The organism is Pseudomonas sp. PB106, assembly GCF_009764645.1.
Taxonomy (GTDB): domain Bacteria; phylum Pseudomonadota; class Gammaproteobacteria; order Pseudomonadales; family Pseudomonadaceae; genus Aquipseudomonas.
This window is the reverse complement of sequence record NZ_RWIM01000064.1, coordinates 31,775-58,000: the sequence shown is the minus strand read 5'-3', so window position 1 is coordinate 58,000 and position 26,226 is coordinate 31,775. Positions and strand designations below refer to the sequence as shown.

General features: G+C 60.1%; 26 protein-coding genes. 15 read left to right on the top strand and 11 right to left on the bottom strand.

The genetic code is table 11. The annotated features are described in order from the left end of the window. Nucleotides 1–38: 38 nt before the first annotated feature. Nucleotides 39–401 carry a DUF6124 family protein gene (locus EJA71_RS08585; protein WP_158955931.1) on the top strand — a complete coding sequence of 121 codons (363 nt, stop codon included), beginning with the start codon at nt 39–41 and terminating at the stop codon, nt 399–401. A gap of 250 nt (nt 402–651) precedes the next feature. On the opposite strand, the gene nagE is transcribed toward EJA71_RS08585, so the two are convergent. From nagE to EJA71_RS08550, 7 genes are all read right to left on the bottom strand, one after another. Next, complete coding sequence (gene nagE / locus EJA71_RS08580) at nt 652–2,364, bottom strand: N-acetylglucosamine-specific PTS transporter subunit IIBC (protein ID WP_158955929.1); 1,713 nt, start codon at nt 2,362–2,364, stop codon at nt 652–654. A 23-nt stretch (nt 2,365–2,387) separates the two neighbouring features. Then, a complete protein-coding gene (ptsP, locus tag EJA71_RS08575) occupies nt 2,388–4,901 on the bottom strand; it encodes a phosphoenolpyruvate--protein phosphotransferase (protein ID WP_158955927.1) in 2,514 nt (837 codons plus the stop codon). A 150-nt stretch (nt 4,902–5,051) separates the two neighbouring features. Next, nucleotides 5,052–6,074, bottom strand: a complete 1,023-nt coding sequence (locus EJA71_RS08570; RefSeq protein WP_158955925.1) for an SIS domain-containing protein — start codon at nt 6,072–6,074, stop codon at nt 5,052–5,054. Further along, entirely contained in the window at nt 6,055–7,161 is a 1,107-nt protein-coding gene (gene nagA / locus EJA71_RS08565; RefSeq protein WP_158955923.1) for an N-acetylglucosamine-6-phosphate deacetylase, read from the bottom strand. Before nagA ends, EJA71_RS08570 begins: the two co-directional genes overlap by 20 nt. A gap of 24 nt (nt 7,162–7,185) precedes the next feature. Beyond that, nucleotides 7,186–7,917, bottom strand: a complete 732-nt coding sequence (locus EJA71_RS08560; RefSeq protein WP_158955921.1) for a GntR family transcriptional regulator — start codon at nt 7,915–7,917, stop codon at nt 7,186–7,188. 283 nt (nt 7,918–8,200) lie between these two features. Next, on the bottom strand, nt 8,201–8,716 hold the full coding sequence (locus EJA71_RS08555; protein WP_158955919.1) for a murein L,D-transpeptidase family protein: 516 nt from the start codon (nt 8,714–8,716) through the stop codon (nt 8,201–8,203). Between the two features lie 74 nt (nt 8,717–8,790). Continuing rightward, nucleotides 8,791–9,345 carry an NUDIX hydrolase gene (locus EJA71_RS08550; protein WP_158955917.1) on the bottom strand — a complete coding sequence of 185 codons (555 nt, stop codon included), beginning with the start codon at nt 9,343–9,345 and terminating at the stop codon, nt 8,791–8,793. A 146-nt stretch (nt 9,346–9,491) separates the two neighbouring features. On the opposite strand from EJA71_RS08550, the gene EJA71_RS08545 reads away from it, so the two are divergent. The 5 genes from EJA71_RS08545 (at nt 9,492) to purT (ending at nt 12,759) form a co-directional block, all read left to right on the top strand. Continuing rightward, nucleotides 9,492–10,091, top strand: a complete 600-nt coding sequence (locus tag EJA71_RS08545; protein WP_158955915.1) for a CoA pyrophosphatase — start codon at nt 9,492–9,494, stop codon at nt 10,089–10,091. Between the two features lie 45 nt (nt 10,092–10,136). Further along, a complete protein-coding gene (locus EJA71_RS08540) occupies nt 10,137–10,661 on the top strand; it encodes a gamma carbonic anhydrase family protein (protein WP_137219470.1) in 525 nt (174 codons plus the stop codon). Next, entirely contained in the window at nt 10,658–10,873 is a 216-nt protein-coding gene (locus EJA71_RS08535; RefSeq protein WP_158955913.1) for a DUF1289 domain-containing protein, read from the top strand. Before EJA71_RS08540 ends, EJA71_RS08535 begins: the two co-directional genes overlap by 4 nt. A gap of 136 nt (nt 10,874–11,009) precedes the next feature. After that, complete coding sequence (locus tag EJA71_RS08530) at nt 11,010–11,477, top strand: VUT family protein (RefSeq protein WP_158955911.1); 468 nt, start codon at nt 11,010–11,012, stop codon at nt 11,475–11,477. Between the two features lie 100 nt (nt 11,478–11,577). Then, nucleotides 11,578–12,759, top strand: a complete 1,182-nt coding sequence (purT, locus tag EJA71_RS08525) for a formate-dependent phosphoribosylglycinamide formyltransferase (RefSeq protein ID WP_158955909.1) — start codon at nt 11,578–11,580, stop codon at nt 12,757–12,759. A gap of 113 nt (nt 12,760–12,872) precedes the next feature. On the opposite strand, the gene EJA71_RS08520 is transcribed toward purT, so the two are convergent. The 3 genes from EJA71_RS08520 to EJA71_RS08510 all read right to left on the bottom strand — a co-directional run bounded on the left by EJA71_RS08520 (nt 12,873) and on the right by EJA71_RS08510 (nt 16,472). Further along, the gene (locus EJA71_RS08520) at nt 12,873–14,189 is read right to left on the bottom strand and encodes an MFS transporter (protein ID WP_158955907.1); all 1,317 of its coding nucleotides are present in this window, start codon (nt 14,187–14,189) and stop codon (nt 12,873–12,875) included. Between the two features lie 216 nt (nt 14,190–14,405). Further along, nucleotides 14,406–15,647: a transporter associated domain-containing protein gene (locus tag EJA71_RS08515; RefSeq protein ID WP_158955905.1), complete on the bottom strand. Its 1,242-nt coding sequence runs from the start codon at nt 15,645–15,647 to the stop codon at nt 14,406–14,408. A gap of 12 nt (nt 15,648–15,659) precedes the next feature. Further along, complete coding sequence (locus EJA71_RS08510; RefSeq protein ID WP_038357737.1) at nt 15,660–16,472, bottom strand: inner membrane protein YpjD; 813 nt, start codon at nt 16,470–16,472, stop codon at nt 15,660–15,662. Nucleotides 16,473–16,682: 210 nt separating this feature from the next. On the opposite strand from EJA71_RS08510, the gene ffh reads away from it, so the two are divergent. The 6 genes from ffh (at nt 16,683) to EJA71_RS08480 (ending at nt 20,817) form a co-directional block, all read left to right on the top strand. After that, nucleotides 16,683–18,059 (top strand): signal recognition particle protein, encoded by a 1,377-nt coding sequence (ffh, locus tag EJA71_RS08505; RefSeq protein WP_008081630.1) that lies wholly within the window; start codon nt 16,683–16,685, stop codon nt 18,057–18,059. 249 nt (nt 18,060–18,308) lie between these two features. Further along, nucleotides 18,309–18,560, top strand: a complete 252-nt coding sequence (rpsP, locus tag EJA71_RS08500; protein ID WP_003185073.1) for a 30S ribosomal protein S16 — start codon at nt 18,309–18,311, stop codon at nt 18,558–18,560. A gap of 5 nt (nt 18,561–18,565) precedes the next feature. Then, on the top strand, nt 18,566–19,102 hold the full coding sequence (gene rimM, locus EJA71_RS08495) for a ribosome maturation factor RimM (protein WP_158955903.1): 537 nt from the start codon (nt 18,566–18,568) through the stop codon (nt 19,100–19,102). A gap of 2 nt (nt 19,103–19,104) precedes the next feature. Beyond that, the gene (gene trmD / locus EJA71_RS08490; RefSeq protein WP_158955901.1) at nt 19,105–19,857 is read left to right on the top strand and encodes a tRNA (guanosine(37)-N1)-methyltransferase TrmD; all 753 of its coding nucleotides are present in this window, start codon (nt 19,105–19,107) and stop codon (nt 19,855–19,857) included. Between the two features lie 45 nt (nt 19,858–19,902). Beyond that, complete coding sequence (gene rplS / locus EJA71_RS08485; protein WP_003175895.1) at nt 19,903–20,253, top strand: 50S ribosomal protein L19; 351 nt, start codon at nt 19,903–19,905, stop codon at nt 20,251–20,253. Nucleotides 20,254–20,403: 150 nt separating this feature from the next. Further along, on the top strand, nt 20,404–20,817 hold the full coding sequence (locus EJA71_RS08480) for an acyl-CoA thioesterase (protein WP_158955899.1): 414 nt from the start codon (nt 20,404–20,406) through the stop codon (nt 20,815–20,817). 93 nt (nt 20,818–20,910) lie between these two features. Here EJA71_RS08480 and EJA71_RS08475 read toward each other — a convergent pair whose 3' ends face one another. Next, complete coding sequence (locus EJA71_RS08475) at nt 20,911–22,719, bottom strand: sodium:proton antiporter (protein ID WP_158955897.1); 1,809 nt, start codon at nt 22,717–22,719, stop codon at nt 20,911–20,913. A 108-nt stretch (nt 22,720–22,827) separates the two neighbouring features. On the opposite strand from EJA71_RS08475, the gene xerD reads away from it, so the two are divergent. The 3 genes from xerD (at nt 22,828) to EJA71_RS08460 (ending at nt 26,135) form a co-directional block, all read left to right on the top strand. Then, entirely contained in the window at nt 22,828–23,724 is an 897-nt protein-coding gene (gene xerD, locus EJA71_RS08470) for a site-specific tyrosine recombinase XerD (protein ID WP_158955895.1), read from the top strand. Nucleotides 23,725–23,967: 243 nt separating this feature from the next. Beyond that, nucleotides 23,968–24,699, top strand: coding sequence for a bifunctional protein-disulfide isomerase/oxidoreductase DsbC (gene dsbC, locus EJA71_RS08465; protein ID WP_158955893.1), 732 nt, complete (start codon nt 23,968–23,970; stop codon nt 24,697–24,699). Nucleotides 24,700–24,830: 131 nt separating this feature from the next. Beyond that, the gene (locus EJA71_RS08460; RefSeq protein WP_158955891.1) at nt 24,831–26,135 is read left to right on the top strand and encodes a homoserine dehydrogenase; all 1,305 of its coding nucleotides are present in this window, start codon (nt 24,831–24,833) and stop codon (nt 26,133–26,135) included. Nucleotides 26,136–26,226: the final 91 nt, after the last annotated feature.

Below are 26,226 nucleotides of genomic sequence, written 5' to 3'. Positions count from 1 at the left end.
CGGGAGCAAGTGGCTGCAACACTTAAAGGAATTGTTCGATGGACAAACTGATCCCCGATCCACCCCCCGAAACCACCACCCCACTCGAAGCCGCCATCCACGCCGAAGACCTCGCCAAAAACCGCGAAGCCATCAAACGCGCCCTCGATTTCTACTTCAGCCCCGAACCCGCCAAACCCCGGCAACCGAGCACGATGTTCCTCGTCCACCCCAGCGTCGACACCGAAAGCCTGCTCGCCCACGCCTGTGAATCGTTGGCCTCAGCCAACGCCATGGCCAGCAACTTCGCAACCGAACTCGGCGGCTTGCAACGCAGCACCGCCCTGGCCATCCAGCAAATCATTATGCTCGCCGAACTCGCAGTAAACCGCGCACTGGATCGAGTCGATCCACAAACCTGACGACCGCGTCATCGTTCATCGCCAGCAGGCTGGCTCCCACAAGGTCGTGCACGATTTTGAGAACAGTGAAGAACCTGTGGGAGCCTGGCTTGCCAGCGATGACGGCCTGACAGCCGACCTGACTTCAGATTGATCGCATCCCCTGTAGGAGCTGCCGCAGGCTGCGATCTTTTGATCTTGCGTTTGAAGGGTAAAAATCAAAGTCAAAAGATCGCAGCCTGCGGCAGCTCCTACATGGGTGATGTTTGGGTCAGACTTTGGCGCTGACTTCGCTGCGGTTGACCAGCGCTTCAAGTGCCCCACTCAAACTCGCCGCCTTATCACCCACCAGCAAATGCCAAACCCCACCCTCCAACTGGCTAACACCCTGACACCCCAGCTCTTTCAACTGCGCCTCAGACAACGCCTTGCCATTCGCCAGTTGCAGGCGAATCCGCGTCATCGCAATGCAATCCAGTTGCAGCACATTGTCGCCACCGCCCAAAGCATTCAGCCATTGCTGCGCCTCGGAACCGGCAACGGCCACAATTTTCGGCTCATTAGCAACAGCGGTTTCCACCAAAACCGCCCGCCCCAACGCTGGCATCGCCAAGCGAATCTCATCGGCAATGCTGTCCGCCATCGGCCCGACAACCACCTGCAAACTCCCACCTTTACCCGGTCGCACCACCGCCATCGCACCCAGCGCTTTCAGGTCAGCATCCGAAGCCTTGTTGCGATCGACCATCTCCAGTCGCAAGCGCGTGGTGCAAGCGCCGACGGTGACCAAGTTCTCGGCACCACCCAGTGCCTTGATATAAGCACTGGCCCGTTCGTTTTCAGTGAGCACCGCTTTTTCAGCAGTAGCCACATCCTCACGCCCCGGCGTTTTCAGGTTGAAGCGGCGAATGCAGAAGTCGAAAACGACGTAGTAGATCACCGCGTAAGCCAACCCAACCGGGAATACCAGCCAACCATTGGTGGACTTGCCCCAGCCGAGAATCATGTCGATAAAACCACCGGAGAAGGTGAAGCCCAAATGGATGTTCAATCCATTGGTAATTGCCATCGACAACCCGGTCAGCAACGCATGCAGCAGATACAACAGCGGTGCCAAAAACATGAAGGCGAATTCAATCGGCTCAGTCACCCCGGTCAAAAACGACGTCAGTGCCATCGACAGGAAAATCCCGCCCATGACTTTGCGGCGTTCCGGCAGGGCGTTGCGGTACATCGCCAGGCACGCGGCCGGCAGGCCGAAGATCATCATCGGGAACATGCCGGTCATGAACTGGCCGCCCTTCGGATCGCCAGCGAAGTAGCGCGACAGGTCGCCGGTCACCAGCGCACCGGTGGTTGGATCGGTGAAGTTGCCAAATACGAACCACGCCATGTTGTTGAGGATGTGGTGCAGGCCAGTGACGATCAGCAGACGATTGAACACGCCAAACACGAACGCGCCGAGGCTGCCGCTCTCCATCATGAGCGCGCCGAAGGCGTTGATGCCGTGCTGGATCGGCGGCCAGATGTAGCCGAACACCACGCCCAGACCGACCGCCGCGAACCCGGTGACAATCGGCACAAATCGCCGGCCGCCGAAGAATGCCAGGTACTCCGGCAACTTGATGTCCTTGAAACGGTTGTACAGCGCGCCCGCCATCAGGCCGCTGACAATACCGGCGAGCATGCCCATGTTGATGGTCGAATCGAGCACCTTGAGCGTCGAGATCATCACCAGATAACCGATTACCCCGGCCAGGCCAGCGGTGCCATTGTTGTCCTTGGCGAAACCGACGGCGATGCCGATGGCGAAGATCATTGCCAGGTTGGCGAAGATCACCTGGCCGGCATCGTGAATGATCGCGATGTTCAGCAGGTCGGTGTCACCCAGACGCAGGAGCAGGCCGGCAATCGGCAGGATCGCGATCGGCAGCATCAGCGCGCGGCCGAGGCGTTGCAGGCCTTCGATAAAGAGTTGGTACATGGCGTTTGTCCTTGTTGTTTTTGTTAGCGCAGTGGCCAATGTTGATGACAGGCGTGGCGCACGGCGGCGGCGCTGCTCAATTTGAGCAGGTCGCGGCTGAGGCGCTGGCATTCGGCTTCGTGCACCTGGCGCACGCGATCCTTGATCTCACCGATCTGCACCGGGCTGACCGACAGTTCGGTGACCCCCAGGCCGATCAACACCGGCGTGGCCAGCGGATCGGAGGCGAGGGCGCCGCAGACACCCACCCAACGCTTATGCACCGCCGCGCCTTCGCAGGTCATGGCGATCAGACGCAGTAGCGCCGGGTGCAAGGCGTCGACGCGGGCGGCCAGACCGGCGTGATCGCGATCCATGGCCAAGGTGTATTGCGACAGGTCGTTGGTGCCGATGGAGAGGAAGTCGGCGTGCTCGGCCAGTTGTTCGGCTTGCAGCGCGGCGGCGGGGACTTCGATCATCACGCCGATTTCCGGGCGCTGGCTCACGCCGAGCTCGATGCACAACGCATCGACGCGTTGGCGAATGTGCAGCAGCTCGTCGACTTCGGTGACCATCGGCAACAGGATCCGGCAACGGTGCAGCGGGCTGACTTGCAGCAGCGCGCGCAATTGCTGATCGAGGATTTCCGGGCGGGCCTGAGCCAGACGAATACCGCGCAGACCGAGTACCGGGTTGGCCTCGATGGGCAGTGGCAGATAGTCGAGTTGCTTGTCGCCGCCGACGTCGATGGTGCGGATGATCACCGACTTGTCGCCCATCGCATCGATCACGGCTTGATAGGCGTATCGCTGTTCTTCGACATCCGGCGCGGTCTGGCGATCGACGAACAGAAACTCGGTGCGCAACAGGCCGACGCCATCGGCACCGTTGGCAAAGGCATCGGCTGCTTCAGCGCTGGAGGCGACATTGGCGACGACTTCGATGTGCACGCCATTTCGCGTTTCGGCGGGCAAGTGAGCCTTGGCTTGTTGCGCATCGCGACGCTGCTGAAGGTCGATTTGCGCCTGTTGCACTTCAGCCAGCCGCTCAGCATTTGGCATCAGTTCGAGACGACCACCGTCGGCATCGAGCACCACCGCTTGCCCCTGCGACTGATCAAGCAGCGCCGAACCCAGCGCCACCAGGCACGGCAGACCTTTGCCGCGAGCGAGAATTGCGACGTGCGACGTCGCGCCACCCTCGGCCATGCACAACCCAGCGACACCTTGGGCGCTGAGTTGCAGCAGATCCGACGGCGTCAGTTCATGCGCGGCAACGATGGCGCCGGCCGGCACGTCGTAGTGCCAGGCTTCGCCGAGCAATGCGCGCAGAACACGTTGTTTGAGGTCGCGCAGATCATTGGCGCGCTCGGCCAACAGTGCGCTGCCGGTGTGTTGCAGCACTTCGCACTGCACATCAATCGACTGGCTCCAGGCGTGAGTCGCCGCAGTGCCTTGTTCGATGGATTGCTGTGCCGCGTCGAGCAGTGCCGGGTCCTCCAGCAGCGCCAAGTGCGCGGCAAAGATTGCTTCTTCGTCGGCGTTCTTGTGCTGTCTCGCTTGGGCGAGGGTGCCGTCGATTTCGTTGCGCACCTGAATCAGCGCCGCATCGAGCACCTGCTGTTGTTGCAGCGGATCGTGATTGCCCGCATCCACCGGCAGACTGATCGCGTTCAAGCGAAACAGCGGCCCGCCGACCAGTCCTGGCGCAGCGCACACGCCGTGCAACACACCCGCTTCGGCTGGGCGCTTAACCGGCGCAGCACTGACTGGTGCCGCCGCGTGATGATCCTCCGGCAATGCTGTGGCCAATGCCGTGAGCAATGCTTGCAGCGCCGCTTCCGCATCCGGGCCCTGACAGCTGACCTGCACTTCATCCTGCTCGCCCACTGCCAGGCCCATCAAACCGATGAGGCTGTTGCACGGCGCCGATTTGCCGGCGAAGTGCAGTTGCGACTGGCTGTTGAAACCCTGTGCAGTCTGGCGAATCAGCGCCGCCGGGCGCGCATGCAAACCACCGCGATGTGCCACTAACACATGCCCGTGAACCTCTGGCCCGCCAACCTCTGCAACATTCGCCGTCAAACCGTTGCGCGCCACAATGTGCAGCAGCGGGTCGCCGACTTTCACCGATTTCAGCGTGATCGGCCGCACCTGAAAATCCTGGCTGTTGGTCAGGATCAACAGGCTGACCAGGCTTTTGCATTGTTGGCCGACCTTGTCGAGGTCGTAGCGCAACAACGGCTGGCCCTGAGTCACGCGGTCACCTTCCTTGACCAGCATCGAGAAACCCTCGCCGTTCAACTCAACGGTGTCGAGGCCCAGATGCAGGAGGATTTCCGCGCCGTTGTCGGCACGCACGGTGAGTGCGTGGCCGGTGCGCGCGACGTGGATGATCACCCCGGCGCACGGCGAGTACAGCGTGTCGTTGAGCGGGTCGATGGCAATGCCGTCACCCATCGCGCCGCTGGCGAACACCGCGTCCGGGACTTTGGCGAGCGTGAGCACCGGGCCGCTGAGCGGGGCGCTGAGGGTCAGCTCTTTATTGTTGTTGTGCATGGCTCGGTCTCATCGGTTAGATCTCGGTTCGATGTCCCCTGTAGGAGCTGCCGCAGGCTGCGATCTTTTGATCTTGTGTTTCTGTGAATCAAAATCAAAAGATCGCAGCCTTCGGCAGCTCCTACAGGGTTGTGCATCAATCAGCAGTTGTTAGTGCGTGCGAGTAACTTTGCTCAGGTGACGCGGCTGATCCGGGTCCATGCCACGGGCCACGGCCAGGCCGGCAGCCATCACGTAGAAACTCTGGATCGCCAGAATCGGATCGAGGGCCGGATGCTCGGCGCGGCTCAGGGTCAGGTCGCGTTCGCTGACATCGTCCGGCGCAGCCAGCAACACGCGGGCACCGCGCTGATGCATTTCCGCTGCCAGGCTCAGCAGGCCAGCCTGCTCGGCGCCGCGCGGAGCGAACACCAACAATGGATAGTGTTCGTCGATCAACGCCATCGGGCCGTGACGGACTTCGGCGCTGCTGAACGCTTCGGCCTGAATCGCCGAGGTTTCCTTGAATTTCAGAGCGGCCTCTTGGGCGATGGCGAAACCGGCACCACGGCCGATGACCATCAAACGCTCGCAATCGCGCAGCGCTTCGATGGCGACGCTCCAGTCTTGTTGGGCGGCTTCGCGCAGGCCTTCGGGCAGGGCGTTGCCGGCCTCGAGCAATTCGCTGTCCTCTTTCCAGTGCGCGATCAAACGGGCGCTGGCGCTGAGGGTGGCGATAAAACTCTTGGTCGCGGCGACGCTGCTTTCCGTCCCGGCGAGCAGCGGCAGGCTGAATTCACATGCAGCTTCCAGCGGCGAATCGGCGGCGTTGACCATCGACACACTGAGCGCGCCACGCTTGCGCAGCAGACGCAGGCTGTTGACCAGATCCGGGCTCTGCCCCGATTGCGAAAAGGCGAAGGCGACCTGACCGCTGACCTTCAACGGCGCCTGCTGCATGGTCACCACCGACATCGGCAACGACGCTACCGGCACGCCCAGTTGCTGCATGGTCAGGTAGGCGAAATAGCTCGCCGCGTGGTCGGAGCTGCCGCGTGCGACGGTCATCGCCACTTGCGGCGGCTGACGGCGCAGGCGCCCGGCGATCTCGATCATTTGCGGGTCGAGCTGTTGCAGTTGGGCTTGCACGGCCTCGAACGAGGACAGCGCCTCCTCAAGCATTTTTGAAGTCAATGTCTTCTCCTTCGACCATGACGGCGGTCAGTGTGAGCGAGCGATCCAGCCGCACGCAGTCGGCCCAGGCCCCAGGTGCAAGGCGCCCGCGTTCGTTGATGCCGAGGTAGTCGGCGGGGAATTGCGAAAGACGTTGCGAGGCCTCGGCAATCGGCAAACCGATCTTCACCAGATTGCGCAGGGCCTGATCCATGGTCAGCGTGCTGCCGGCCAAGGTGCCGTCGGGCAGGCGCACGCCGCCCAGGCATTTGGTCACGGTGTGGCTACCGAGCTTGTATTCACCGTCGGGCATGCCGGCGGCCGCGGTCGAATCGGTGACGCAATACAGGCACGGGATCGAGCGCAGGGCCACGCGGATCGCGCCGGGATGCACGTGGAGTAAATCGGGAATCAACTCGGCGAATTTGGCGTGGGCCAGTGCCGCGCCGACGATGCCCGGCTCGCGGTGATGCAACGGGCTCATGGCGTTATAAAGGTGAGTGAAACTGGTCGCGCCGGCATCCAGTGCGGCAACGCCTTCCTCGTAACTGCCGAGGGTGTGGCCGATCTGCATGCGCACGCCACGGCTGCTCAGCTCGCGAATCAACGCGTCGTGGCCGGCGATTTCCGGGGCGATGGTGATCACCCGGATTGGCGCCAGTGCCAGATATTCTTCGACTTCAGCCATCAACGCGGTGTGGGCGAAGTTCGGTTGCGCGCCGAGTTTGCCGGGGTTGATGTACGGGCCTTCGAGGTGTACGCCGAGTACGCGCGCGGCACCTTTCGGACGCTGTTCACAGAATTCTCCGACTTCCTTCAGGACGCTGGAGATCTCGGCACTCGGCGCGGTCATGGTGGTGGCCAGCAGCGACGTGGTGCCGAAACGCACATGGGTCTTGGTGATGGTTTCGAAGGCGCTGGCGCCTTCCATGATGTCTTTGCCGCCACCGCCATGCACGTGCAGATCGATGAAGCCGGGCAGCAGATACGGCAAGTCATTGCTCGCCGGATCGCAGGGCACGCCTTCGATCGATACGACTTTGCCGTGCTCGTGGATCAGCCGGCCGCGAATCCAGCCGTCAGCGGTGAGGATGTTGTCTTCGGACATTTTGATTCTCGTTTTTGGCTGCTCTTATCGACGCAGCTCTGCAACAAAGTCGTAGTAGTCGTTGCGGCAATAGGTGTCGGTGACTTCGATGGGTGTGTTGTCTTCGAGGTAGCCGACCCGGGTCATCAGCAACATGGCGGTGCCGGGGGCGATGCCAACCAGCGCGGCGAACTCGTCCGAGGCGTTGATCGCCTGGATGTGCTGCAAGGCGCGCACGATCGGTTTGCCGATGCCGTCGAGGTATTCGTAAAGCGAATCGCCGACCTGTTGCGGCTTGGGCATGATCGCGGCGGGCAGGGTGCTCATTTCGATGGCCATGACCGTGTCATCGGCTTTGCGCAGACGTTTCATGCGCGCGACCTTGTCGTTCGGCGACAGGCCGAGGCGGATCAATTCTTCGTGGGTCGGCAGGGTGATTTCGCGCTCCAGCCATTGTGAGCTGGGCACAAAGCCTTTCAAGCGCAGCATCTCGCTGAACCCGGAAAGGCGCGACAACGGTTGTTCAAGACGTGGCGTGATGAACGTGCCGGAACCTTGCAGGCGGCGGATCAGGCCTTGATCGAGGAGGACTTCCAATGCCTTGCGTGCTGTGACACGAGAGATGCCGAGCATTTCACTGAGGTTGCGCTCGGACGGCATCGCCTGTTCGGACTTCCACTGCCCGGCATGGATGGCGGCTTCAAGGTTGCGCGCCAGTTGCAGGTACAACGGTGTCGGTTGAGTGTCGTCGGGGCGTAAGGCCTGGAGATCATTCATGTCAGTCGTTTCCGGCACCGATGTAGGATTTTTTTAAGTCGGTTGTCGGGCGAAAACTAATACCACTTGCATACCATGTCAATTCAGTGAAATCGCCTGTAGCCTGCGTATATCGGGGCTTTGAGGGGTGGTGGTTTTAAGTGGTATTACAGGCGGGTGCTGAAAAGCAAAAGATCGCAGCCTTCGGCAGCTCCTACAGGTTGAAGTGGTATCACCTCTGTAGGAGCTGCCGCAGGCTGCGATCTTTTGATTTATTTTTTTGCGGGTGACCAGCGGTCGGAGTTTACGGGCGGATTTCGATCATCGTGCCGTCCGGCACCATGTTCCAGACTTCGCGCATGTCGACGTTACGCATGGCGATGCAGCCGTCGGTCCAGTCCAGGGTATGGAACAGGTTTTCCGGGTTGTCTGCCGAGTCCGGCGTGCCGTGGATCATGATCATCCCGCCAGGCTCGACGCCTTCGCGGCGGGCGCGGGCCGAGTCGGTGATGTTCGGGTAAGAGATGTGCATCGACAGGTTGAATTTGTCGCTGGTCTTGCGCCAGTCGATCCAATAGAAACCTTCCGGCGTGCGTTTGTCGCCTTCAATCAGCTTCGGGCCTTTTTTCGCGCCCTTGCCCAAGGAGATGCGATAGGTCTTGAGTGGCTTGCCGTCGGCGATCAATTGCAGTTGATGGGCCGATTTAAGTACCAGGACTTTTTCGATGAGCGGGGTATTCGCAGGCGTCACGGTAGTCACGAATGACGCTTGGGAGACGGTAACGAACGACAGGCAGAACAGGGCAAGCAACCAGCGCATTGAAACGATTCCCCAGGGAGTGAAGCAAACAGGTTTTGTGTAGGAGCTGCCGCAGGCTGCGATCTTTTGATCTTCTAACCGACAATCACCGGCTGCACCAGCGGAGGAATCGATTCCGAACGAACCGGATACGTCTCAACACGCCGATCAGCGAAGAAGCATTCTAAGGTACGCCCCACCGTGCGGAAAGCCAGCTCGTCCCAAGGAATGTCGGCTTCGTCGAATAGTTGCACTTCGAGGCTCTCGGGGCCGGCGGCGAAGTCCAGGTCGACCAGTTCGGCGCGAAAGAACACATGCACCTGACTGATGTGCGGCACGTCGATCAGCGTGTAGATGCTCAGGTTACGCACGCGGGCGCAGGCTTCTTCAGCCGTTTCACGAATCGCGGCTTGCTCGATGGTCTCGCCGTTCTCCATGAAACCCGCGGGCAATGTCCAGTAGCCGAGGCGCGGTTCGATGGCGCGACGGCACAACAGCACTTTCGTGCCCCAGGTCGGCACGCAGCCGGCGACGATATTGGGGTTCTGATAGTGAATGGTCTGACAGCTGTCACAGACAAATCGCAGCCGCGAATCGCCTTCGGGAATGCGCTGGGTGACCGGGTTACCGCAGTGGCTGCAAAATTTCATGCTGGGCTTCCTGAATGCTGCGCCTATCTTGGCGTGCAGCGGTGTCGGTCGGCAAGTTGTCGTTTCGCGACATGGCGAGTTTCGGGGCTTGGGCGCCTGCAATGATTGGTGCATGATGCAGGGTAAGGCACTGATCGAGAACACTCATGCTGGACGAGCTACTGCATCGGGTAAGCAACCACACACCGCGCACGCTGGAGACCGACAAGCGTTTCCCCGAGGCCGCCGTTCTGGTGCCAATCACCCGTAGTGACGAGCCGGAACTGGTATTGACCCTGCGTGCCAGCGGTCTATCGACCCACGGCGGCGAAGTCGCTTTCCCCGGAGGCCGCCGCGATCCCGAGGATCCGGATCTGATCTTCACCGCGCTGCGCGAAGCAGAAGAGGAGATCGGTCTGCCGCCGGGACTGGTCGAAGTCATCGGCCCGCTCAGTCCGTTGATCTCCCTGCACGGCATCAAGGTCACGCCTTATGTCGGCGTGATCCCCGACTTCGTCGAGTATCAGGCCAATGATGCCGAGATCGCCGCCGTATTCAGCGTTCCGCTGGAATTCTTCCGCAAAGACCCCCGCGAACACACCCATCGCATCGACTATCAAGGTCGCAGCTGGTACGTGCCGAGCTACCGCTTTGGCGAGTACAAGATCTGGGGGCTGACGGCGATCATGATCGTCGAGTTGATCAATCTGCTCTATGACGCCAAGATCAGCCTGCACCAACCGCCTAAAAGCTTTATCAACACCTAAGCCATCGTTCGAATGGCCGTTACCGTGAGCCCTGAGGAAAACAAGATGAAATACCGCTTGGGCGACGCCCGTGTCGAGACCCATCCACAGAGCTGGGTCGCCCCCAATGCCGTGCTGGTGGGCAAGGTCAAACTGGAAGAGGGCGCCAACGTCTGGTTCAACGCCGTGTTGCGCGGCGACAACGAACTGATCCTGATCGGCAAGAACAGCAATGTGCAGGACGGCACGGTGATGCACACCGACATGGGCTTTCCGCTGACCATCGGCACCGGCGTGACCATCGGCCACAACGCCATGCTGCATGGTTGTACCGTCGGCGATTACAGCCTGATCGGCATCAACGCCGTCATTCTCAATGGTGCGAAGATCGGCAAGAACTGCATCATCGGCGCCAATTCGCTGATCGGCGAGGGCAAGGAAATACCTGACGGTTCATTGGTAATGGGGTCGCCGGGCAAGGTTGTGCGCGAGCTGACCGAGCCGCAGAAGAAGATGCTCGAGGCCAGCGCCGCCCACTATGTGCATAACTCCCAACGTTATGCGCGCGATCTGGTTGAGCAAGAACAATGACGACCGCCGAAAGACCCGTCGCCTCGCCGTGCGTGAATATTTGTGCGCTGGATGAGGATGACGTCTGCACCGGCTGCCAGCGTACGGTTGCAGAAATTACCCGCTGGGGCCGCATGACCAATGACGAGCGCCGCGTGGTGCTGGGGTTGTGTCATGAGCGGGCGAAAGCCAGTGGGTTGGTGTGGATGATTGGGTCAACCCCGAACAAGTAGCCAAGATCAAAAGATCGCAGCCTTCGGCAGCTCCTGCACAAGAACGCATTTCAAATGTAAGAGCTGCCGAAGGCTGCGATCTTTTGATTCTGCTTTGGCTGAAGTAACCTGTGCGCCAATCTGACAGGTCGCCCGCATGATTTTCCTCATCGCCTACATCAGCAGCGTTGTGCTGATCAACTTCGCCTTTTCCACCGCACCACACCTGGACATTATCTGGTCGGCCTGGGGCGGTCTGGTGTTCATACTGCGCGACATGGTGCAAACCCGTTTTGGCCACGGCGCGCTGGTGGCGATGCTGGCGGCTTTGGTGCTGTCTTATGTCACTTCCGATCCGTCCATCGCTTTGGCCAGCGCCACGGCCTTCGCGGTGTCGGAAATCATCGACTGGCTGGTGTTCAGCGTCACCAAACGGCCGTTGCGCGACCGCTTGTGGATCAGTTCGGCGCTGAGCATCCCCCTCGATACCTTCATCTTCTTCGGCATGATCGACCTGATGACGCCGCCCGTGATCATCACGGCGCTGCTGTCGAAATTCGCCGGCGTCACCGCCGTCTGGCTGATCATGGCCTGGCGCGATCGCAAACAGGCCGTCGCCGGCTGAAGCCAAAGCCTCAGGTTCATGTAAAATGCCGCGCTTTCTCCCCATGGAAAGCACGTCTGGCGTTGCTTTCCTCGATGATCCGCTTCTTTGAGGACCTGAGATGACCCGTATCGGAACTCCATTGTCGCCAACCGCGACCCGCGTATTGCTGTGTGGCTGTGGTGAGTTGGGCAAGGAAGTGGTGATCGAGCTGCAACGCCTGGGCGTTGAAGTGATCGCCGTTGACCGTTACGCCAACGCGCCGGCCATGCAAGTCGCCCATCGCAGCCACGTGATCAACATGCTCGACGGCGCTGCCCTGCGTGCCGTGATCGAAGCCGAGAAGCCGCACTTCATCGTGCCGGAAATCGAAGCCATCGCCACCGCCACTCTGGTTGAACTGGAAGCCGAAGGCTTCACCGTGATCCCGACCGCGCGTGCCGCGCAACTGACCATGAACCGTGAAGGCATCCGTCGCCTGGCCGCCGAAGAGCTGGACCTGCCGACCTCGCCGTACCACTTCGCCGACACCTTCGAGGACTACAGCAAAGCCGTTGAGGACCTGGGTTTCCCATGCGTCGTCAAACCGGTGATGAGTTCGTCGGGCAAGGGTCAGAGCCTGCTGCGCAGTGTCGATGACGTGCAGAAAGCCTGGGATTACGCGCAAGAAGGCGGTCGCGCCGGCAAAGGTCGGGTGATCATCGAAGGCTTTATCGATTTCGACTATGAAATCACCCTGCTGACCGTGCGCCACATCGGCGGCACCACCTTCTGCGCGCCAGTTGGCCACCGTCAGGAGAAGGGCGACTATCAGGAATCGTGGCAGCCACAAGCCATGAGCCCGATTGCTCTGGCTGAATCCGAGCGCGTTGCCAAAGCGGTGACCGAGGCGCTGGGTGGCCGGGGTCTGTTCGGCGTCGAGCTGTTCATCAAAGGTGATCAGGTGTGGTTCAGCGAAGTCTCGCCGCGCCCGCATGACACCGGTCTGGTGACGCTGATTTCCCAGGATCTGTCGCAGTTCGCCCTGCACGCTCGCGCCATTCTGGGCCTGCCGGTGCCGCTGATCCGTCAGTTCGGGCCATCCGCTTCGGCGGTGATTCTGGTGGAAGGGCAGTCGACGCAGACGGCATTCGCCAATCTGGGTGCTGCGTTGAGCGAGCCGGATACGGCGTTGCGTCTGTTCGGCAAGCCGGAAGTGAATGGCCAGCGCCGCATGGGCGTGGCGCTGGCGCGGCATGAGTCGATCGAGGCTGCTCGTGCGAAAGCAACTCGCGCTGCTCAGGGTGTTGTGGTCGAGCTGTAAACCGAGTCGCGCCCATCGCGGGCAAGCCCGCTCCCACAGGTTTTTTGCCGTACACAAAATTTGTGATCAACAGAAATCCCTGTGGGAGCGGGCTTGCCCGCGATAGCGATCTGTCAGGCAACCCGATTCAGATCGTTATCGCGCGTTTCCTTCAAGCACAGCACCGCAATCAAACTCAGCACTGCCGCCGCCGATACATACCCGCCGACATAACTCAAACCACCCATCGCCACCAGTTTCTGCGCAAAGAACGGCGCCGCCGAGGCCCCGACAATCCCGCCCAGGTTATACGCCGCCGAAGCACCGGTATAACGCACGTGGGTCGGAAACAACTCCGGCAGCAGTGCGCCCATTGGCGCGAATGTCACGCCCATCAAAAACAACTCGATGCACAGAAACAGCGCCACGCCCCAGGTCGAACCCTGAGTCAGCAGCGGTTCCATCAAGAACCCGGAAAGTATTGCCAGCACGCCGCCGATGATCAGCACCGGTTTGCGCCCGTAACGGTCGCTGGCCCAAGCGGACAACGGTGTGGCGGCAGCCATGAATAGCACGGCAAAGCACAGCAATCCGAGGAACGTCTCACGGCTATAACCGAGGGTGGACACCCCGTAGCTCAGGGAAAACACCGTCGAGATATAGAACAGCGCATAGCACACCACCATTGCCGCTGCGCCCAGCAAGGTCGGCGCCCAGTACTGGCTGAACAGCTCGACCAGGGGCACTTTCACCCGTTCCTGACGGGCGATGGCGTTGGCGAACACTGGGGTTTCGTGGAGCTTCAGGCGCACGTAAAGGCCAACCATCACCAGCGCCGCGCTGAGCAGAAACGGAATTCGCCAGCCCCAGCTGCGGAACTGTTCGTCGGTGAGGGTCATGGCCAGGGTCAGGAACAATCCGTTGGCGGCGAGAAAGCCAATCGAAGGGCCGAGCTGGGGGAACATGCCGAACCACGCGCGTTTGCCTTTCGGCGCGTTTTCCGTGGCGAGGAGGGCGGCACCGCCCCATTCGCCGCCCAATCCCAGCCCCTGGCCGAAGCGCAGCACACACAACAGAATCGGCGCCCAGGCGCCAATGGTCGCGTAACCCGGCAGCACGCCGATCAGCGTCGTACACACGCCCATCAATAGCAGCGAGGCAACCAGCGTCGACTTGCGCCCGATGCGGTCACCGAAATGCCCGAACAGCGCCGACCCCAGCGGACGGGCGAGGAAGGCGATGCCGAAGGTCAGAAATGCCGACAGCATCTGCGCGGTGCCTGAGGTCTGCGGAAAGAACACCGGCCCGATCACCAGCGCAGCCGCCGTGGCGTAAACATAGAAATCGTAGAACTCAATCGCGGTGCCGATAAAACTCGCCGTCGCCACGCGGGTGGCGGAGTTGGTCGGTTGGGCAGGCGCGGTGTCGCTGTAAGCGGTACTGGTCGTCATGCGGTGATCCCTGACAGTCATGAAATTATTATGGTCGAGCACCCAGGGATGTGGGATGAGGCGCGGTCGCTGTTTCAGGTAGGAACAATCGCCGGTGTAATGCAGAAATGGCCGAATCCTGTCAGGTGCGGGGTAAGCACGCGGTTCGGCGGCGCTTGGGTAAGCGCCTCGATTATAGGAAGGGGGCTAACAATCAAACAAGCGCAAAAAGATCGTCTATCGAGCAGCCGCCAGAGCAGGCACAGCCGAGGTGTGCCAGATCAGCACTTTGCTCACCCGGTTCTCCTCGGTCTCGAGAATCTCTAAACGATAACGGCCGATTTTCAGGCAAACCGCGCTTTCCGGAATGGTTTCCAGCGCTTCAGTGACCAGGCCATTGAGGGTCTTCGGTCCGTCGCTCGGCAAATGCCAGCCCAAACATTTGTTCAATTCGCGGATCGACGCAGCGCCATCAACCACCATGCGGCCATCGGCCTGAGGGTGAATGTGCGGATTATCGAGGCTGTGCTCGCTTTCGAATTCGCCGACGATCTCTTCGAGGATGTCTTCCAGGGTAACGATACCGAGCACTTCGCCGTACTCGTCGACCACCATGCCCAGACGCCGTTGTTGCTTGTGGAAGTTCAGCAGTTGCAGTTGCAGCGGCGTGCTTTCCGGGACGAAATACGGTTCGTAACTGGCGGCCATCAAGGCTTCGAGCGTCAGATCACCGTTGTTCAGCAGGTGACGGATCTGCCGGGTATTGAGTACCGCTTCAACCTGGTTGATGTCACTGTGGAACATTGGCAGGCGCGTACGTTTGTTGTGGCGCAGTTGCTCAATGATCTCTTCGATCGAATCGTCGAGGTTGATACCGTCGACGTCACTGCGTGGCACGAGGATGTCGTTGACGGTGATGTTGTCCAGCGCATGAATGCCCGAAACCGGGTGCGCGTGAACCGGGTGCTCCGGATCGTCGTAGCGGTCGGCGGGTACGTCATCTTCGCTCTGCTGGACGACTTTGACCTTGCGCACAAACGGACTCATCAGCAGGCCGCTAATACGACTGAACAGCCAGGCAAACGGGTAAACAATCTTCAGCGGCACCGCCAGCAAGGTATTGCCGAATGCCAGCACGGCATCGGGGTAACGCTGAGCGACGGTGCGCGGGAAGTAATCGGCAAACACCAGCAGAATTGCCCCGGCGCCAAGGCATGCTGCCCATGGGCCGTTTTCTTCGCAGAGGAAAATTGCCAGCAACGTCGCGATGACGACCGCGAGGGCGCGGCACAGGGTGTTGCAAAGGATCAGGCTGTCGAGCGGGAAGCTCAGCCTCGCCAGCGGTTTATCGCTGGCGCGTGAGGCGGTGCGTTGCGCGAGCAGGTGCTGCTGCGCGATTTCGACGGCGGTAAACAGCCCCGACCATAAAATCAGCAGGACAAATACCGCGAGCATCGGCCCTATGGGCAAACCGTCCATTTATGCCGCCCGTCAGATGTGCAGGATGTATTCGCGAACCAGTTTGCTGCCGAAATACGCCAACATCAGCAGGCAGAAACCGGCGAGAGTCCAGCGGATCGCCTTGTGACCGCGCCAGCCGAGACGGTTGCGGCCCCACAGCAGCACGCTGAACACGATCCACGCCAGGCACGCCAGCAGGGTCTTGTGCACCAGGTGCTGGGCGAACAGGTTCTCGACGAACAGCCAACCAGAAATCAGCGACAGCGACAGCAGCGTCCAGCCGGCCCAGAGGAAACCGAACAGCAGGCTTTCCATGGTTTGCAGTGGCGGGAAGTTCTTGATCAGCCCGGACGGGTGCTTGTGCTTGAGTTGATGGTCTTGCACCAGCAGCAGCAAGGCCTGGAACACCGCGATGGTGAACATGCCGTAAGCGAGGATCGACAGCAGAATGTGCGCGAGGATGCCCGGTTCTTCGTCGATGATCTGCACCGTGCCGGTCGGCGCGAACTGCGCCAGCAACACCGTGACCGCGCCGAGCGGGAACAGCAGCACCAGCAGATTTTCCACCGGGATTCGTGAACAGGCGATCAGCGTCAGGGCAATCACCGCCGCCGCGATCAGGCTGGAGGCGCTGAAGAAGTCCAGGCCCAGACCGATCGGCGTCAACAAGTGAGTGAGCAGGCTGGCGGCGTGGGCCACCACGGCGAGCGCGCCAAGGCTGACCAGCAGGCGCTTGTTCGCCTTGGCGCCAGTGGCCAAGCGGGTGCTCTGATAAAGGGTCGCAGCGGCATATAGAAGGGCGGCGGCGAGGGTGGTCAATAAGCTGGGTGACAAGGGGAGCATAAATCCTGTTAGGCAAGCCCGAAAGGGGCTGAGTTTGGCATAGAACCGCCATGGCACGAAAGACTCAGGAAGCTGACAGCGAGGTGTCCGCCAGCCGCAGTCTTCGCTATAATCCGCGACCTGCCCACGCCGCAAGCTCGCCGAGCACATGTTGATTCCGGTCTGGGCCGCCATTATCCCGGTCTACACAGGGCCTGAAAGGATCGCGCAATGTTTGAAAACTTAACCGACCGTCTCTCGCAGACGCTGCGCCATGTCACCGGCAAGGCGAAGCTGACCGAGGACAACATCAAAGACACCCTGCGTGAAGTGCGCATGGCGTTGCTCGAAGCCGACGTCGCCCTGCCGGTGGTCAAGGACTTCGTCAATTCGGTCAAGGAGCGCGCTGTCGGCACCGAGGTGTCGCGCAGCCTGACGCCGGGCCAGGCGTTCGTGAAGATCGTCCAGGCCGAACTCGAAAGCCTGATGGGCGCGGCCAACGAAGATTTGAACCTGAGCGCCGTGCCGCCTGCCGTCATTCTGATGGCCGGTCTGCAGGGCGCCGGTAAAACCACCACCGCCGGCAAACTGGCGCGCTTCCTTAAAGAGCGCAAGAAGAAGTCGGTCATGGTGGTTTCGGCGGACGTCTACCGTCCTGCGGCTATTAAGCAGCTGGAAACCCTGGCCAACGATATCGGCGTGACGTTCTTCCCGTCCGACCTGAGCCAGAAGCCGGTCGACATCGCCACCGCGGCTATTAAAGAAGCGAAACTGAAATTCATCGACGTGGTTATCGTCGACACCGCCGGTCGTTTGCACATCGACGAAGAGATGATGGGCGAGATCAAGGCGCTGCACGCCGCGATCAACCCGGTCGAAACCCTGTTCGTGGTCGACGCCATGACCGGTCAGGACGCCGCCAACACGGCCAAGGCCTTCGGTGATGCGCTGCCGCTGACCGGTGTGATCCTGACCAAGGTCGACGGCGACGCCCGTGGCGGTGCCGCATTGTCGGTACGCGCCATCACCGGCAAGCCGATCAAGTTCATCGGTATGGGCGAGAAGAGCGAAGCGCTCGATCCGTTCCACCCTGAGCGTATCGCCTCGCGCATCCTCGGCATGGGCGACGTGCTCAGCCTGATCGAACAGGCTGAAGCGACCCTCGACAAAGACAAGGCCGACAAACTGGCCAAGAAGCTGAAGAAGGGCAAGGGCTTCGACCTCGAAGACTTCCGCGATCAGCTGCAACAGATGAAGAACATGGGCGGCCTCGGCGGGCTCATGGACAAACTGCCGAGCATCGGCGGCGTCAACCTGTCGCAAATGGGCAATGCCCAGAACGCCGCAGAGAAGCAGTTCAAGCAGATGGAAGCCATCATCAATTCCATGACCCCGGCCGAGCGCCGCGACCCTGAGCTGATCAGCGGTTCGCGCAAACGCCGGATCGCCATGGGTTCCGGCACTCAGGTGCAGGACATCGGTCGCTTGATCAAGCAGCACAAGCAGATGCAGAAGATGATGAAGAAATTCACCGCCAAAGGCGGAATGGCGAAAATGATGCGCGGCATGGGCGGAATGTTGCCCGGCGGCGGCATGCCAAAGATGTAAAGACTTCGCCGGTCGTCGCACCGGCGCAGACCCTGCAAGGACGCAGGATCAACAGCAAACCCGCACTCGGCGGGAGCTGACTGGCCGTTTTCATCGACGGCTCTATATGCAGATCTGCACGGCATGCCATAGGCGCCGGAAAAAGTCATTTGCAAAAGTCCGGATATTCCTTAGAATATGCGGCCTTTCGGGCACCCATGCCCGCTGTGCATTTAGATTTGCAGCACCGACTACAGGAACGATGTTCACATGCTAACAATCCGTCTTGCCCTTGGCGGCTCCAAAAAGCGCCCGTTTTACCACCTGACCGTAACCGACTCGCGTAACCCGCGTGACGGCTCCCACAAAGAACAGGTTGGTTTCTTCAACCCTGTTGCCCGTGGTCAGGAAATCCGTCTGTCCGTGAACCAAGAGCGCGTAGCCTACTGGCTGAGCGTTGGTGCACAGCCTTCTGAGCGTGTTGCTCAGTTGCTGAAGGAATCTGCAAAGGCTGCGGCCTGAGCAATATGAGCGCGACGCCTGCTGTTGCCGATGATTTGATCGTTATTGGCAAAATTTATTCTGTTCATGGCGTTCGCGGCGAAGTGAAGGTTTATTCCTTTACTGATCCGACTGAAAACCTGTTGCAGTACAAAACCTGGACGCTCAAGCGCGAAGGCAATGTCAAACAGGTCGAGCTGGTCAGTGGACGCGGGAGCGATAAGTTCCTGGTCGCAAAGCTCAAGGGTCTTGATGATCGTGAAGAAGCTCGTCTTCTGGCCGGTTACGAGATCTGCGTGCCGCGCAATCTGTTCGCTGAATTGACCGACGGTGAGTACTACTGGTACCAGCTGGAAGGTCTGAAGGTTATTGATCAACTGGGGCAATTGCTCGGGAAGATCGATCATCTTCTGGAAACCGGCGCCAATGATGTAATGGTAGTCAAGCCTTGCGCTGGCAGCCTGGATGATCGCGAACGCCTGTTGCCCTATACGGAGCAATGCGTGTTGGCCATCGACCTGGAAGCGGGCGAGATGAAGGTGGATTGGGACGCGGACTTCTAAGCGTGGCTAACTTGCGCGTAGAAGTGATCAGTTTGTTTCCCGAGATGTTTTCCGCCATCGCCGACTACGGCATCACCAGTCGTGCGGTCAAACAGGGGCTCTTGCAGCTGACCTGTTGGAATCCGCGAGATTACACGACGGATCGGCATCACACTGTGGACGATCGCCCGTTTGGCGGTGGTCCGGGCATGGTGATGAAGATCAAGCCCCTGGAAGATGCTCTGGTTCAGGCCAAAGCAGCAGCCGGGGAGGCGGCGAAGGTTATTTACCTGTCCCCCCAAGGCCGTCAACTGACTCAGTCGGCGGTACGCGAGTTGGCACAATCGGATGCATTGATCCTGATTGCCGGCCGCTATGAAGGCATTGACGAGCGTTTTATTGAAGCTCATGTCGATGAAGAGTGGTCGATTGGCGACTATGTACTGTCTGGCGGCGAGCTGCCGGCGATGGTCCTGATCGATGCGGTTACACGACTGCTGCCTGGAGCTTTAGGGCATGCGGACTCCGCCGAGGAAGATTCCTTTACGGATGGTCTGCTGGATTGCCCGCACTACACCCGACCTGAGGTGTATGCGGATCAGCGTGTACCCGACGTGTTGCTGAGTGGCAACCACGCGCATATCCGGCGTTGGCGTTTACAGCAGTCCCTTGGTAGGACCTTTGAACGACGCGCCGATCTTCTGGAAAGCCGCTCGCTTTCTGGAGAAGAGAAGAAGCTGCTCGAGGAATACATCCGCGAGCGGGACGATAGTTAACAACGTATCGATGGTAGATCGAACGATTTACCTTAGGAGCACAGCATGACCAACAAAATCATCCTTGCACTCGAAGCAGAGCAGATGACCAAAGAAATCCCTACCTTCGCCCCAGGCGACACTATTGTCGTTCAGGTGAAAGTGAAGGAAGGCGATCGTTCCCGTCTGCAAGCGTTCGAAGGCGTTGTAATCGCCAAGCGTAACCGCGGCGTGAACAGTGCGTTCACCGTTCGTAAAATCTCCAACGGTGTTGGCGTAGAACGTACTTTCCAGACCTACTCCCCGCAGATCGACAGCATGGCTGTTAAACGTCGCGGTGACGTACGTAAAGCCAAGCTGTACTACCTGCGCGACCTGTCGGGTAAAGCAGCTCGCATCAAGGAAAAACTGGCTTAAGTCCAGCTTCCGATGCAGAAAAAAGCAGCCTACGGGCTGCTTTTTTGTTGCCCAAAATTCCCCCCTGTAGGAGCTGCCGAAGGCTCGGGCTGCGATCAGACGATCTTTTGATCTTGCTTGTATTCGGCAGCCAGATATCGAGTCTATTTCATGACCAACCGCGACCAGGAAATCGAACGCCGCACCGAACTCTCGGTGACCCGCGTAACCAAAGCCGTCTTCCCGCCGACCACTAACCACCACAACACGCTGTTCGGCGGCACCGCGCTGGCATGGATGGACGAAGTGTCTTTCATCACCGCCACGCGCTTCTGCCGTTTGCCGCTGGTAACCGTGTCTACCGATCGCATCGACTTCAACCACGCGATCCCGGCGGGGTCGATCGTTGAGTTGGTGGGGAAGGTGATCAAGGTCGGCAACACCAGCCTCAAGGTCGAGGTGGAAGTATTTGTCGAGAGCATGAGCTGTGATGGTCGCGAGAAAGCGATTCATGGGCAGTTCAGCTTTGTCGCCATTGATGATGACAAGCGGCCGGTGCCGGTGCTGCCGGGTTTTGCGGCTTGATCTGATACCGAGTCGCGCCATTCGCGAGCAAGCTCGCTCCCACATTGGATCGCGGTTGCCTGTGGGAGCGAGCTTGCTCGCGAAGGCGTCAGATCAGGCGCCGCCGTTCTCAGGCTGAATCAACGCCAACAGCGTCCACCCCGAACCAGGCTTCACCGCCGTCTCCGGCGTCACCACATGCACCCAACCACTGTCATCACGCATGAACAGCAACGTCGCACGACTACCATGCAGCGCCTGGTAGTCCTCCCAGCCAAAACCATCCGTCAACGTTGTGCTGTACAACTCGGCACCCTGGCCCATCTGGCTGGCCAGTTTCGCGTAGGTATACGCCTCGCTGCCTAATTGATTGCCACGATGCTCAAGGCTCGCACGATGCTTGTCGCTGCGTCGGCTCTCATGGCCGCTGGCCAGGCCAAACAGTCGCTGATGGCCGAAATCATGACGAAAGCGCATCGCCGCCAAGGTATTGAGTTCCCCTGACGGCGACAGCGCCAACAAATGCCCCAGCCCGACCAGATCCAGATGCGCATCGGCATGCTGCGAAGCCGGGTTGCCGAAGTAGGTCGGCAAACCCTCCATGCGCGCGGCACGAATGTTCTCCCAACTCGAATCGGTCAGCAGCACGCGGCTGCCCAGTTGCTGCAGCGATTTGCCCAGCTCCCGCGCCGGCCCGTTGGCACCGACGATCAGAAATCCACTCGGCGCCGGCTCGGCGACCTTCAATAGGCGTGCAAGCGGTCGAGCCGTCGCGCTTTGCAGCACGACGGTGCCAATGATCACGGCAAAGGTCAGTGGCACCAGCAGCAGCGCGCCTTCATGCCCGGCCTCATGCAGGCGAATCGCAAAAATTGCCGAGACCGCCGCCGCAACAATTCCCCGTGGCGCAATCCAGCACAGCAACGCGCGCTCACGCCAGCTCAGGCTAGAGCCGGCGGTGCTGAGCAGCACGTTCAATGGCCGGGCGATCAGCTGAATCACCAGCAATAGAATCAACACCAGCGGCCCCAGCCCGATCAAGGCGTACAAGTCCAACCGTGCTGCCAACAGAATGAACAACCCGGAAATCAGCAGAACGCTGAGGTTTTCCTTGAAGTGCAGGATGTGTCGCACGTCCACGCCCTTCATGTTCGCCAGCCACATGCCCATCAGCGTGACCGCCAGCAGGCCGGACTCGTGCATCACTTCGTTGGCAGCAATGAAAATTCCCAGCACCGCCGCCAGCGACGCGAGGTTGTGCAGGTATTCCGGCAGCCATTGCCGACGAATAATCGTCCCCAGCACCCAGCCACCAACGATGCCGAACACCGCGCCGCAGAGAATCACGCCGCCGAACGTCAACAGACTCTGCTTGAGCCCATGGCCCTCGGCGCTGGCGATGATGAAGCTGTACACCACAACGGCGAGCAGGGCGCCGATCGGATCAATGACGATGCCTTCCCAGCGCAGGATGTTGGCGATCGAGGCTTTCGGCCGTACCACACGCAACATCGGCACGATCACCGTCGGGCCGGTGACTAGCGTCAGGCTACCGAAGAGGATGGCCAGCATCCAGTCGAAGCCGAGCAGATAGTGGGTGGCGACCGCGATAACCACCCAGGTCGAGAGCGCCCCAATGGTCACCAGACGATGGACGACGCTGCCGATCTCTTTCCATTCCGACAGGTGCAGGGTCAGGCTGCCCTCGAACAGAATCAGTGCCACCGCCAGTGACACCAGCGGCATCAACAGCGGGCCGAACATTTCCTGCGGGTCGAGCCAGCCCAGGACAGGGCCGACCAGAATGCCGGTCAACAACAGAAACAGAATCGCCGGCAGCTTCAGGCGCCAGGCCAGCCATTGGCAACCCAGCGCAGCGGCGCCTATCCCGCCAAATGCCAATAGAATTTGCTGCTCGTTCATTGATGCTCCCTGTTCCTTGAAATTGCGGGCTATGAAAGACTAGCGCCCATTCCTACAGTTCACTCTACATTTGCGCACAGTCCTTGAGGCTGTGTGTCTTGAGCGCCCATGCCTGCCATCGACCATCCACTGATTGATCAATTCCTCGACGCTTTATGGCTGGAGAAGGGCCTGTCCGACAATACCCGTGGCGCCTATCGCAGCGATCTGGCGCTATTCAACGGCTGGCTGCAGGAGAAAAACCTGGAGCTGATCAACGCCGGCCGTGAGTTGATCCTCGATCACCTCGCCTGGCGTCTGGAGCAAAATTACAAACCGCGTTCCACGGCGAGATTTCTCTCCGGTGTGCGTGGCTTTTATCGTTATTTGCTGCGGGAAAAGCTGATCAGCATCGACCCGACCTTGCGCGTCGATATGCCGCAACTGGGTAGGCCATTGCCCAAATCCCTGTCGGAAGCCGACGTCGAGGCGCTGCTCAAGGCACCGGATCTGAGTGAAGCCATCGGCCAGCGTGATCGCGCCATGCTTGAAGTGTTGTATGCGTGTGGTTTGCGCGTGACCGAACTGGTCAGCCTGACGCTGGAGCAAGTCAACCTGCGCCAGGGCGTATTACGCGTGATGGGCAAGGGCAGCAAGGAACGGCTGGTGCCGATGGGCGAGGAGGCGATTGTCTGGGTCGAGCGCTACATGCGCGATGGTCGCGGCGAGCTGCTCGGGGGACGGCCCAGCGATGTGCTGTTCCCCAGCCAGCGCGGCGAGCAGATGACCCGCCAAACGTTCTGGCACCGCATCAAGCATCAGGCCAAAGTCGCCGGGATCGGCAAGTCGCTGTCGCCGCACACCTTGCGCCACGCGTTTGCCACGCACTTGCTTAACCATGGCGCGGACTTGCGCGTGGTGCAGATGTTGCTCGGCCACAGCGACCTGTCCACCACGCAAATCTATACCCACGTCGCCCGCGCCCGATTGCAAGAGCTGCACGCCAAACACCATCCGCGCGGCTGACTCGATACCTCCCCCTGTAGGAGCTGCCGAAGGCTGCGATCTTTTGATCTTAAAAACAAAATCAAAAGATCGCAGCCTGCGGCAGCTCCTACATAAAGCAGGGGTGATGAGTGGCGACAGGCGCATTTCGGCCACCGTGGCCTTATGTGTTAGGCTTTGCCGGTTTGCACGATGGACGGTTATGACCCGGTGTTTCGGCACGGGCGTTCTGACCGTTTCATTTGTCCGCCTTCAGGAGTTCTCATGCGTCTGACCCAGATTTTCGCCGCCGCAGCCATTGCGTTGGTCAGCACCTTTGCCGTCGCCGATGATGCGGCCGACAAAGCCATTCGTAAAAGCCTGGAAAACCTCCAGCTCGAAGTCCCGGTCGAGAGCATTTCCGCCAGCCCCCTGCCGGGCATGTACGAAGTCAAGCTCAAGGGTAGCCGTGTGCTATACGCCAGTGCCGACGGCCAATACGTGGTGCAGGGCTATCTGTTCCAGCTCAAGGACGGTAAACCGGTCAACCTGACCGAGAAGACCGAACGCCTGGGCATCTCCAAACTGATCAACGACATTCCGGTTGCCGAGACCGTGGTCTACCCGGCCGTGGGCGAAACCAAATCGCACATCACCGTGTTCACCGACACCACTTGCCCGTATTGCCACAAGCTGCACGCCGAAGTGCCGGAGCTGAACAAGCGCGGCATCGAAGTGCGCTACGTCGCGTTCCCGCGCCAGGGCCTGGGCTCGCCGGGTGACGAGCAACTGCAAGCCGTGTGGTGCTCGAAAGACAAGAAAGCGGCCATGGACAAAATGGTCGATGGCAACGAAATCAAGGCCGCCAAGTGCGAGAACCCGGTTTCCAAACAGTTCGCCCTCGGTCAGTCGATTGGCGTGAACGGTACACCGGCCATCGTTTTGGCCGATGGACAAGTCATTCCGGGCTACCAGCCTGCGCCACAAGTCGCCAAACTGGCACTGGGCGCCAAGTAATTCGCATCGTCACGGTCAGCCTTTGACGATCATGGTCCGGCAGCGACATCGCCGGGCCATTAATAGAGAGCCGCGAGCACGCGGTTGTTTTCCGGCCGACCCTGAGTCGGCCGTTTTATGGGGAGTTCACAGTGAATCCGGTCAAAGTAGGCATCTGTGGGTTAGGGACCGTCGGTGGCGGTACCTTCAACGTACTTCAGCGCAACGCCGAGGAAATTGCTCGTCGTGCCGGGCGTGGGATCGAAGTGGCACAAATTGCCATGCGCACGCCAAAGCCTCAGTTCCAGACGACCGGTATTGCGATTACCAACGATGTCTTCGAAGTGGCCACGAACCCTGAGATCGACATCGTCATAGAGCTGATGGGCGGCTACACCGTTGCCCGCGAGCTGGTACTCAAGGCCATCGAGAATGGCAAGCATGTGGTCACCGCGAACAAGGCTCTGATTGCCGTTCACGGTAATGAAATTTTCGCCAAGGCACGCGAGAAAGGCGTGATCGTGGCGTTCGAAGCGGCCGTGGCCGGTGGCATTCCGGTGATCAAGGCGATCCGTGAAGGCCTGTCCGCCAACCGCATCAACTGGGTCGCCGGGATCATCAACGGCACTGGCAACTTCATCCTCACCGAAATGCGTGAGAAGGGGCGTACTTTCGAGGACGTGCTGGCCGAAGCGCAGGCGCTGGGTTATGCCGAAGCCGATCCGACCTTCGACGTTGAAGGCATCGACGCCGCGCACAAGCTGACGATTCTGGCTTCCATCGCGTTCGGCATTCCGCTGCAATTCGACAAGGCTTACACCGAAGGCATCACCAAGCTGACCACCGCCGACGTCAACTACGCCGAAGCGCTGGGCTATCGCATCAAGCACCTCGGCGTGGCGCGCAGCACTGACGCCGGCATCGAGTTGCGTGTACACCCGACGCTGATCCCGGCTGATCGTCTGATCGCCAACGTCAACGGCGTGATGAACGCAGTCATGGTCAACGGTGACGCTGCCGGCTCGACGCTGTTCTACGGCGCTGGCGCTGGCATGGAACCAACCGCTTCGTCGGTCATTGCTGACCTGGTCGACGTGGTTCGCGCCATGACGTCCGATCCGGAAAACCGTGTGCCGCACCTGGCCTTCCAGCCGGACTCGTTGTCAGCCCATCCGATTCTGCCGATCGAAGCCTGCGAAAGCGCTTACTACCTGCGCATTCAGGCCAAGGACCATCCGGGCGTACTCGCTCAGGTGGCGAGCATCCTCTCGGAGCGCGGTATCAACATCGAGTCGATCATGCAGAAGGAAGTCGAGGAACAAGACGGTCTGGTGCCGATGATTCTGCTGACCCACCGTGTGGTCGAGCAGCGCATCAACGATGCCATCGCCGCCCTCGAAGCGCTGGCCGGCGTCAATGGTCCGGTTGTACGGATCCGCGTCGAGCACCTGAACTAAACAGAAGCAGCTGCAAGCTTCGAGCTGCAAGCGACAAGGGAAAAGCGGTCTGGCTTTAACTTGCAGCTTGTAGCTCGTAGCTTGAGGCTCA

Coding starts and splice junctions, on each gene's coding strand:
- EJA71_RS08585 (WP_158955931.1), top strand. CDS start 39: ATGGACAAACTGATCCCCGATCCACCCCCCGAAACCACCACCCCACTC.
- nagE (WP_158955929.1), bottom strand. CDS start 2,364: ATGTACCAACTCTTTATCGAAGGCCTGCAACGCCTCGGCCGCGCGCTG.
- ptsP (WP_158955927.1), bottom strand. CDS start 4,901: ATGCACAACAACAATAAAGAGCTGACCCTCAGCGCCCCGCTCAGCGGC.
- nagA (WP_158955923.1), bottom strand. CDS start 7,161: ATGTCCGAAGACAACATCCTCACCGCTGACGGCTGGATTCGCGGCCGG.
- EJA71_RS08560 (WP_158955921.1), bottom strand. CDS start 7,917: ATGAATGATCTCCAGGCCTTACGCCCCGACGACACTCAACCGACACCG.
- EJA71_RS08555 (WP_158955919.1), bottom strand. CDS start 8,716: ATGCGCTGGTTGCTTGCCCTGTTCTGCCTGTCGTTCGTTACCGTCTCC.
- EJA71_RS08550 (WP_158955917.1), bottom strand. CDS start 9,345: ATGAAATTTTGCAGCCACTGCGGTAACCCGGTCACCCAGCGCATTCCC.
- EJA71_RS08545 (WP_158955915.1), top strand. CDS start 9,492: ATGCTGGACGAGCTACTGCATCGGGTAAGCAACCACACACCGCGCACG.
- EJA71_RS08540 (WP_137219470.1), top strand. CDS start 10,137: ATGAAATACCGCTTGGGCGACGCCCGTGTCGAGACCCATCCACAGAGC.
- EJA71_RS08535 (WP_158955913.1), top strand. CDS start 10,658: ATGACGACCGCCGAAAGACCCGTCGCCTCGCCGTGCGTGAATATTTGT.
- EJA71_RS08530 (WP_158955911.1), top strand. CDS start 11,010: ATGATTTTCCTCATCGCCTACATCAGCAGCGTTGTGCTGATCAACTTC.
- purT (WP_158955909.1), top strand. CDS start 11,578: ATGACCCGTATCGGAACTCCATTGTCGCCAACCGCGACCCGCGTATTG.
- EJA71_RS08520 (WP_158955907.1), bottom strand. CDS start 14,189: ATGACGACCAGTACCGCTTACAGCGACACCGCGCCTGCCCAACCGACC.
- EJA71_RS08515 (WP_158955905.1), bottom strand. CDS start 15,647: ATGGACGGTTTGCCCATAGGGCCGATGCTCGCGGTATTTGTCCTGCTG.
- EJA71_RS08510 (WP_038357737.1), bottom strand. CDS start 16,472: ATGCTCCCCTTGTCACCCAGCTTATTGACCACCCTCGCCGCCGCCCTT.
- ffh (WP_008081630.1), top strand. CDS start 16,683: ATGTTTGAAAACTTAACCGACCGTCTCTCGCAGACGCTGCGCCATGTC.
- rpsP (WP_003185073.1), top strand. CDS start 18,309: ATGCTAACAATCCGTCTTGCCCTTGGCGGCTCCAAAAAGCGCCCGTTT.
- rimM (WP_158955903.1), top strand. CDS start 18,566: ATGAGCGCGACGCCTGCTGTTGCCGATGATTTGATCGTTATTGGCAAA.
- rplS (WP_003175895.1), top strand. CDS start 19,903: ATGACCAACAAAATCATCCTTGCACTCGAAGCAGAGCAGATGACCAAA.
- EJA71_RS08480 (WP_158955899.1), top strand. CDS start 20,404: ATGACCAACCGCGACCAGGAAATCGAACGCCGCACCGAACTCTCGGTG.
- EJA71_RS08475 (WP_158955897.1), bottom strand. CDS start 22,719: ATGAACGAGCAGCAAATTCTATTGGCATTTGGCGGGATAGGCGCCGCT.
- xerD (WP_158955895.1), top strand. CDS start 22,828: ATGCCTGCCATCGACCATCCACTGATTGATCAATTCCTCGACGCTTTA.
- dsbC (WP_158955893.1), top strand. CDS start 23,968: ATGCGTCTGACCCAGATTTTCGCCGCCGCAGCCATTGCGTTGGTCAGC.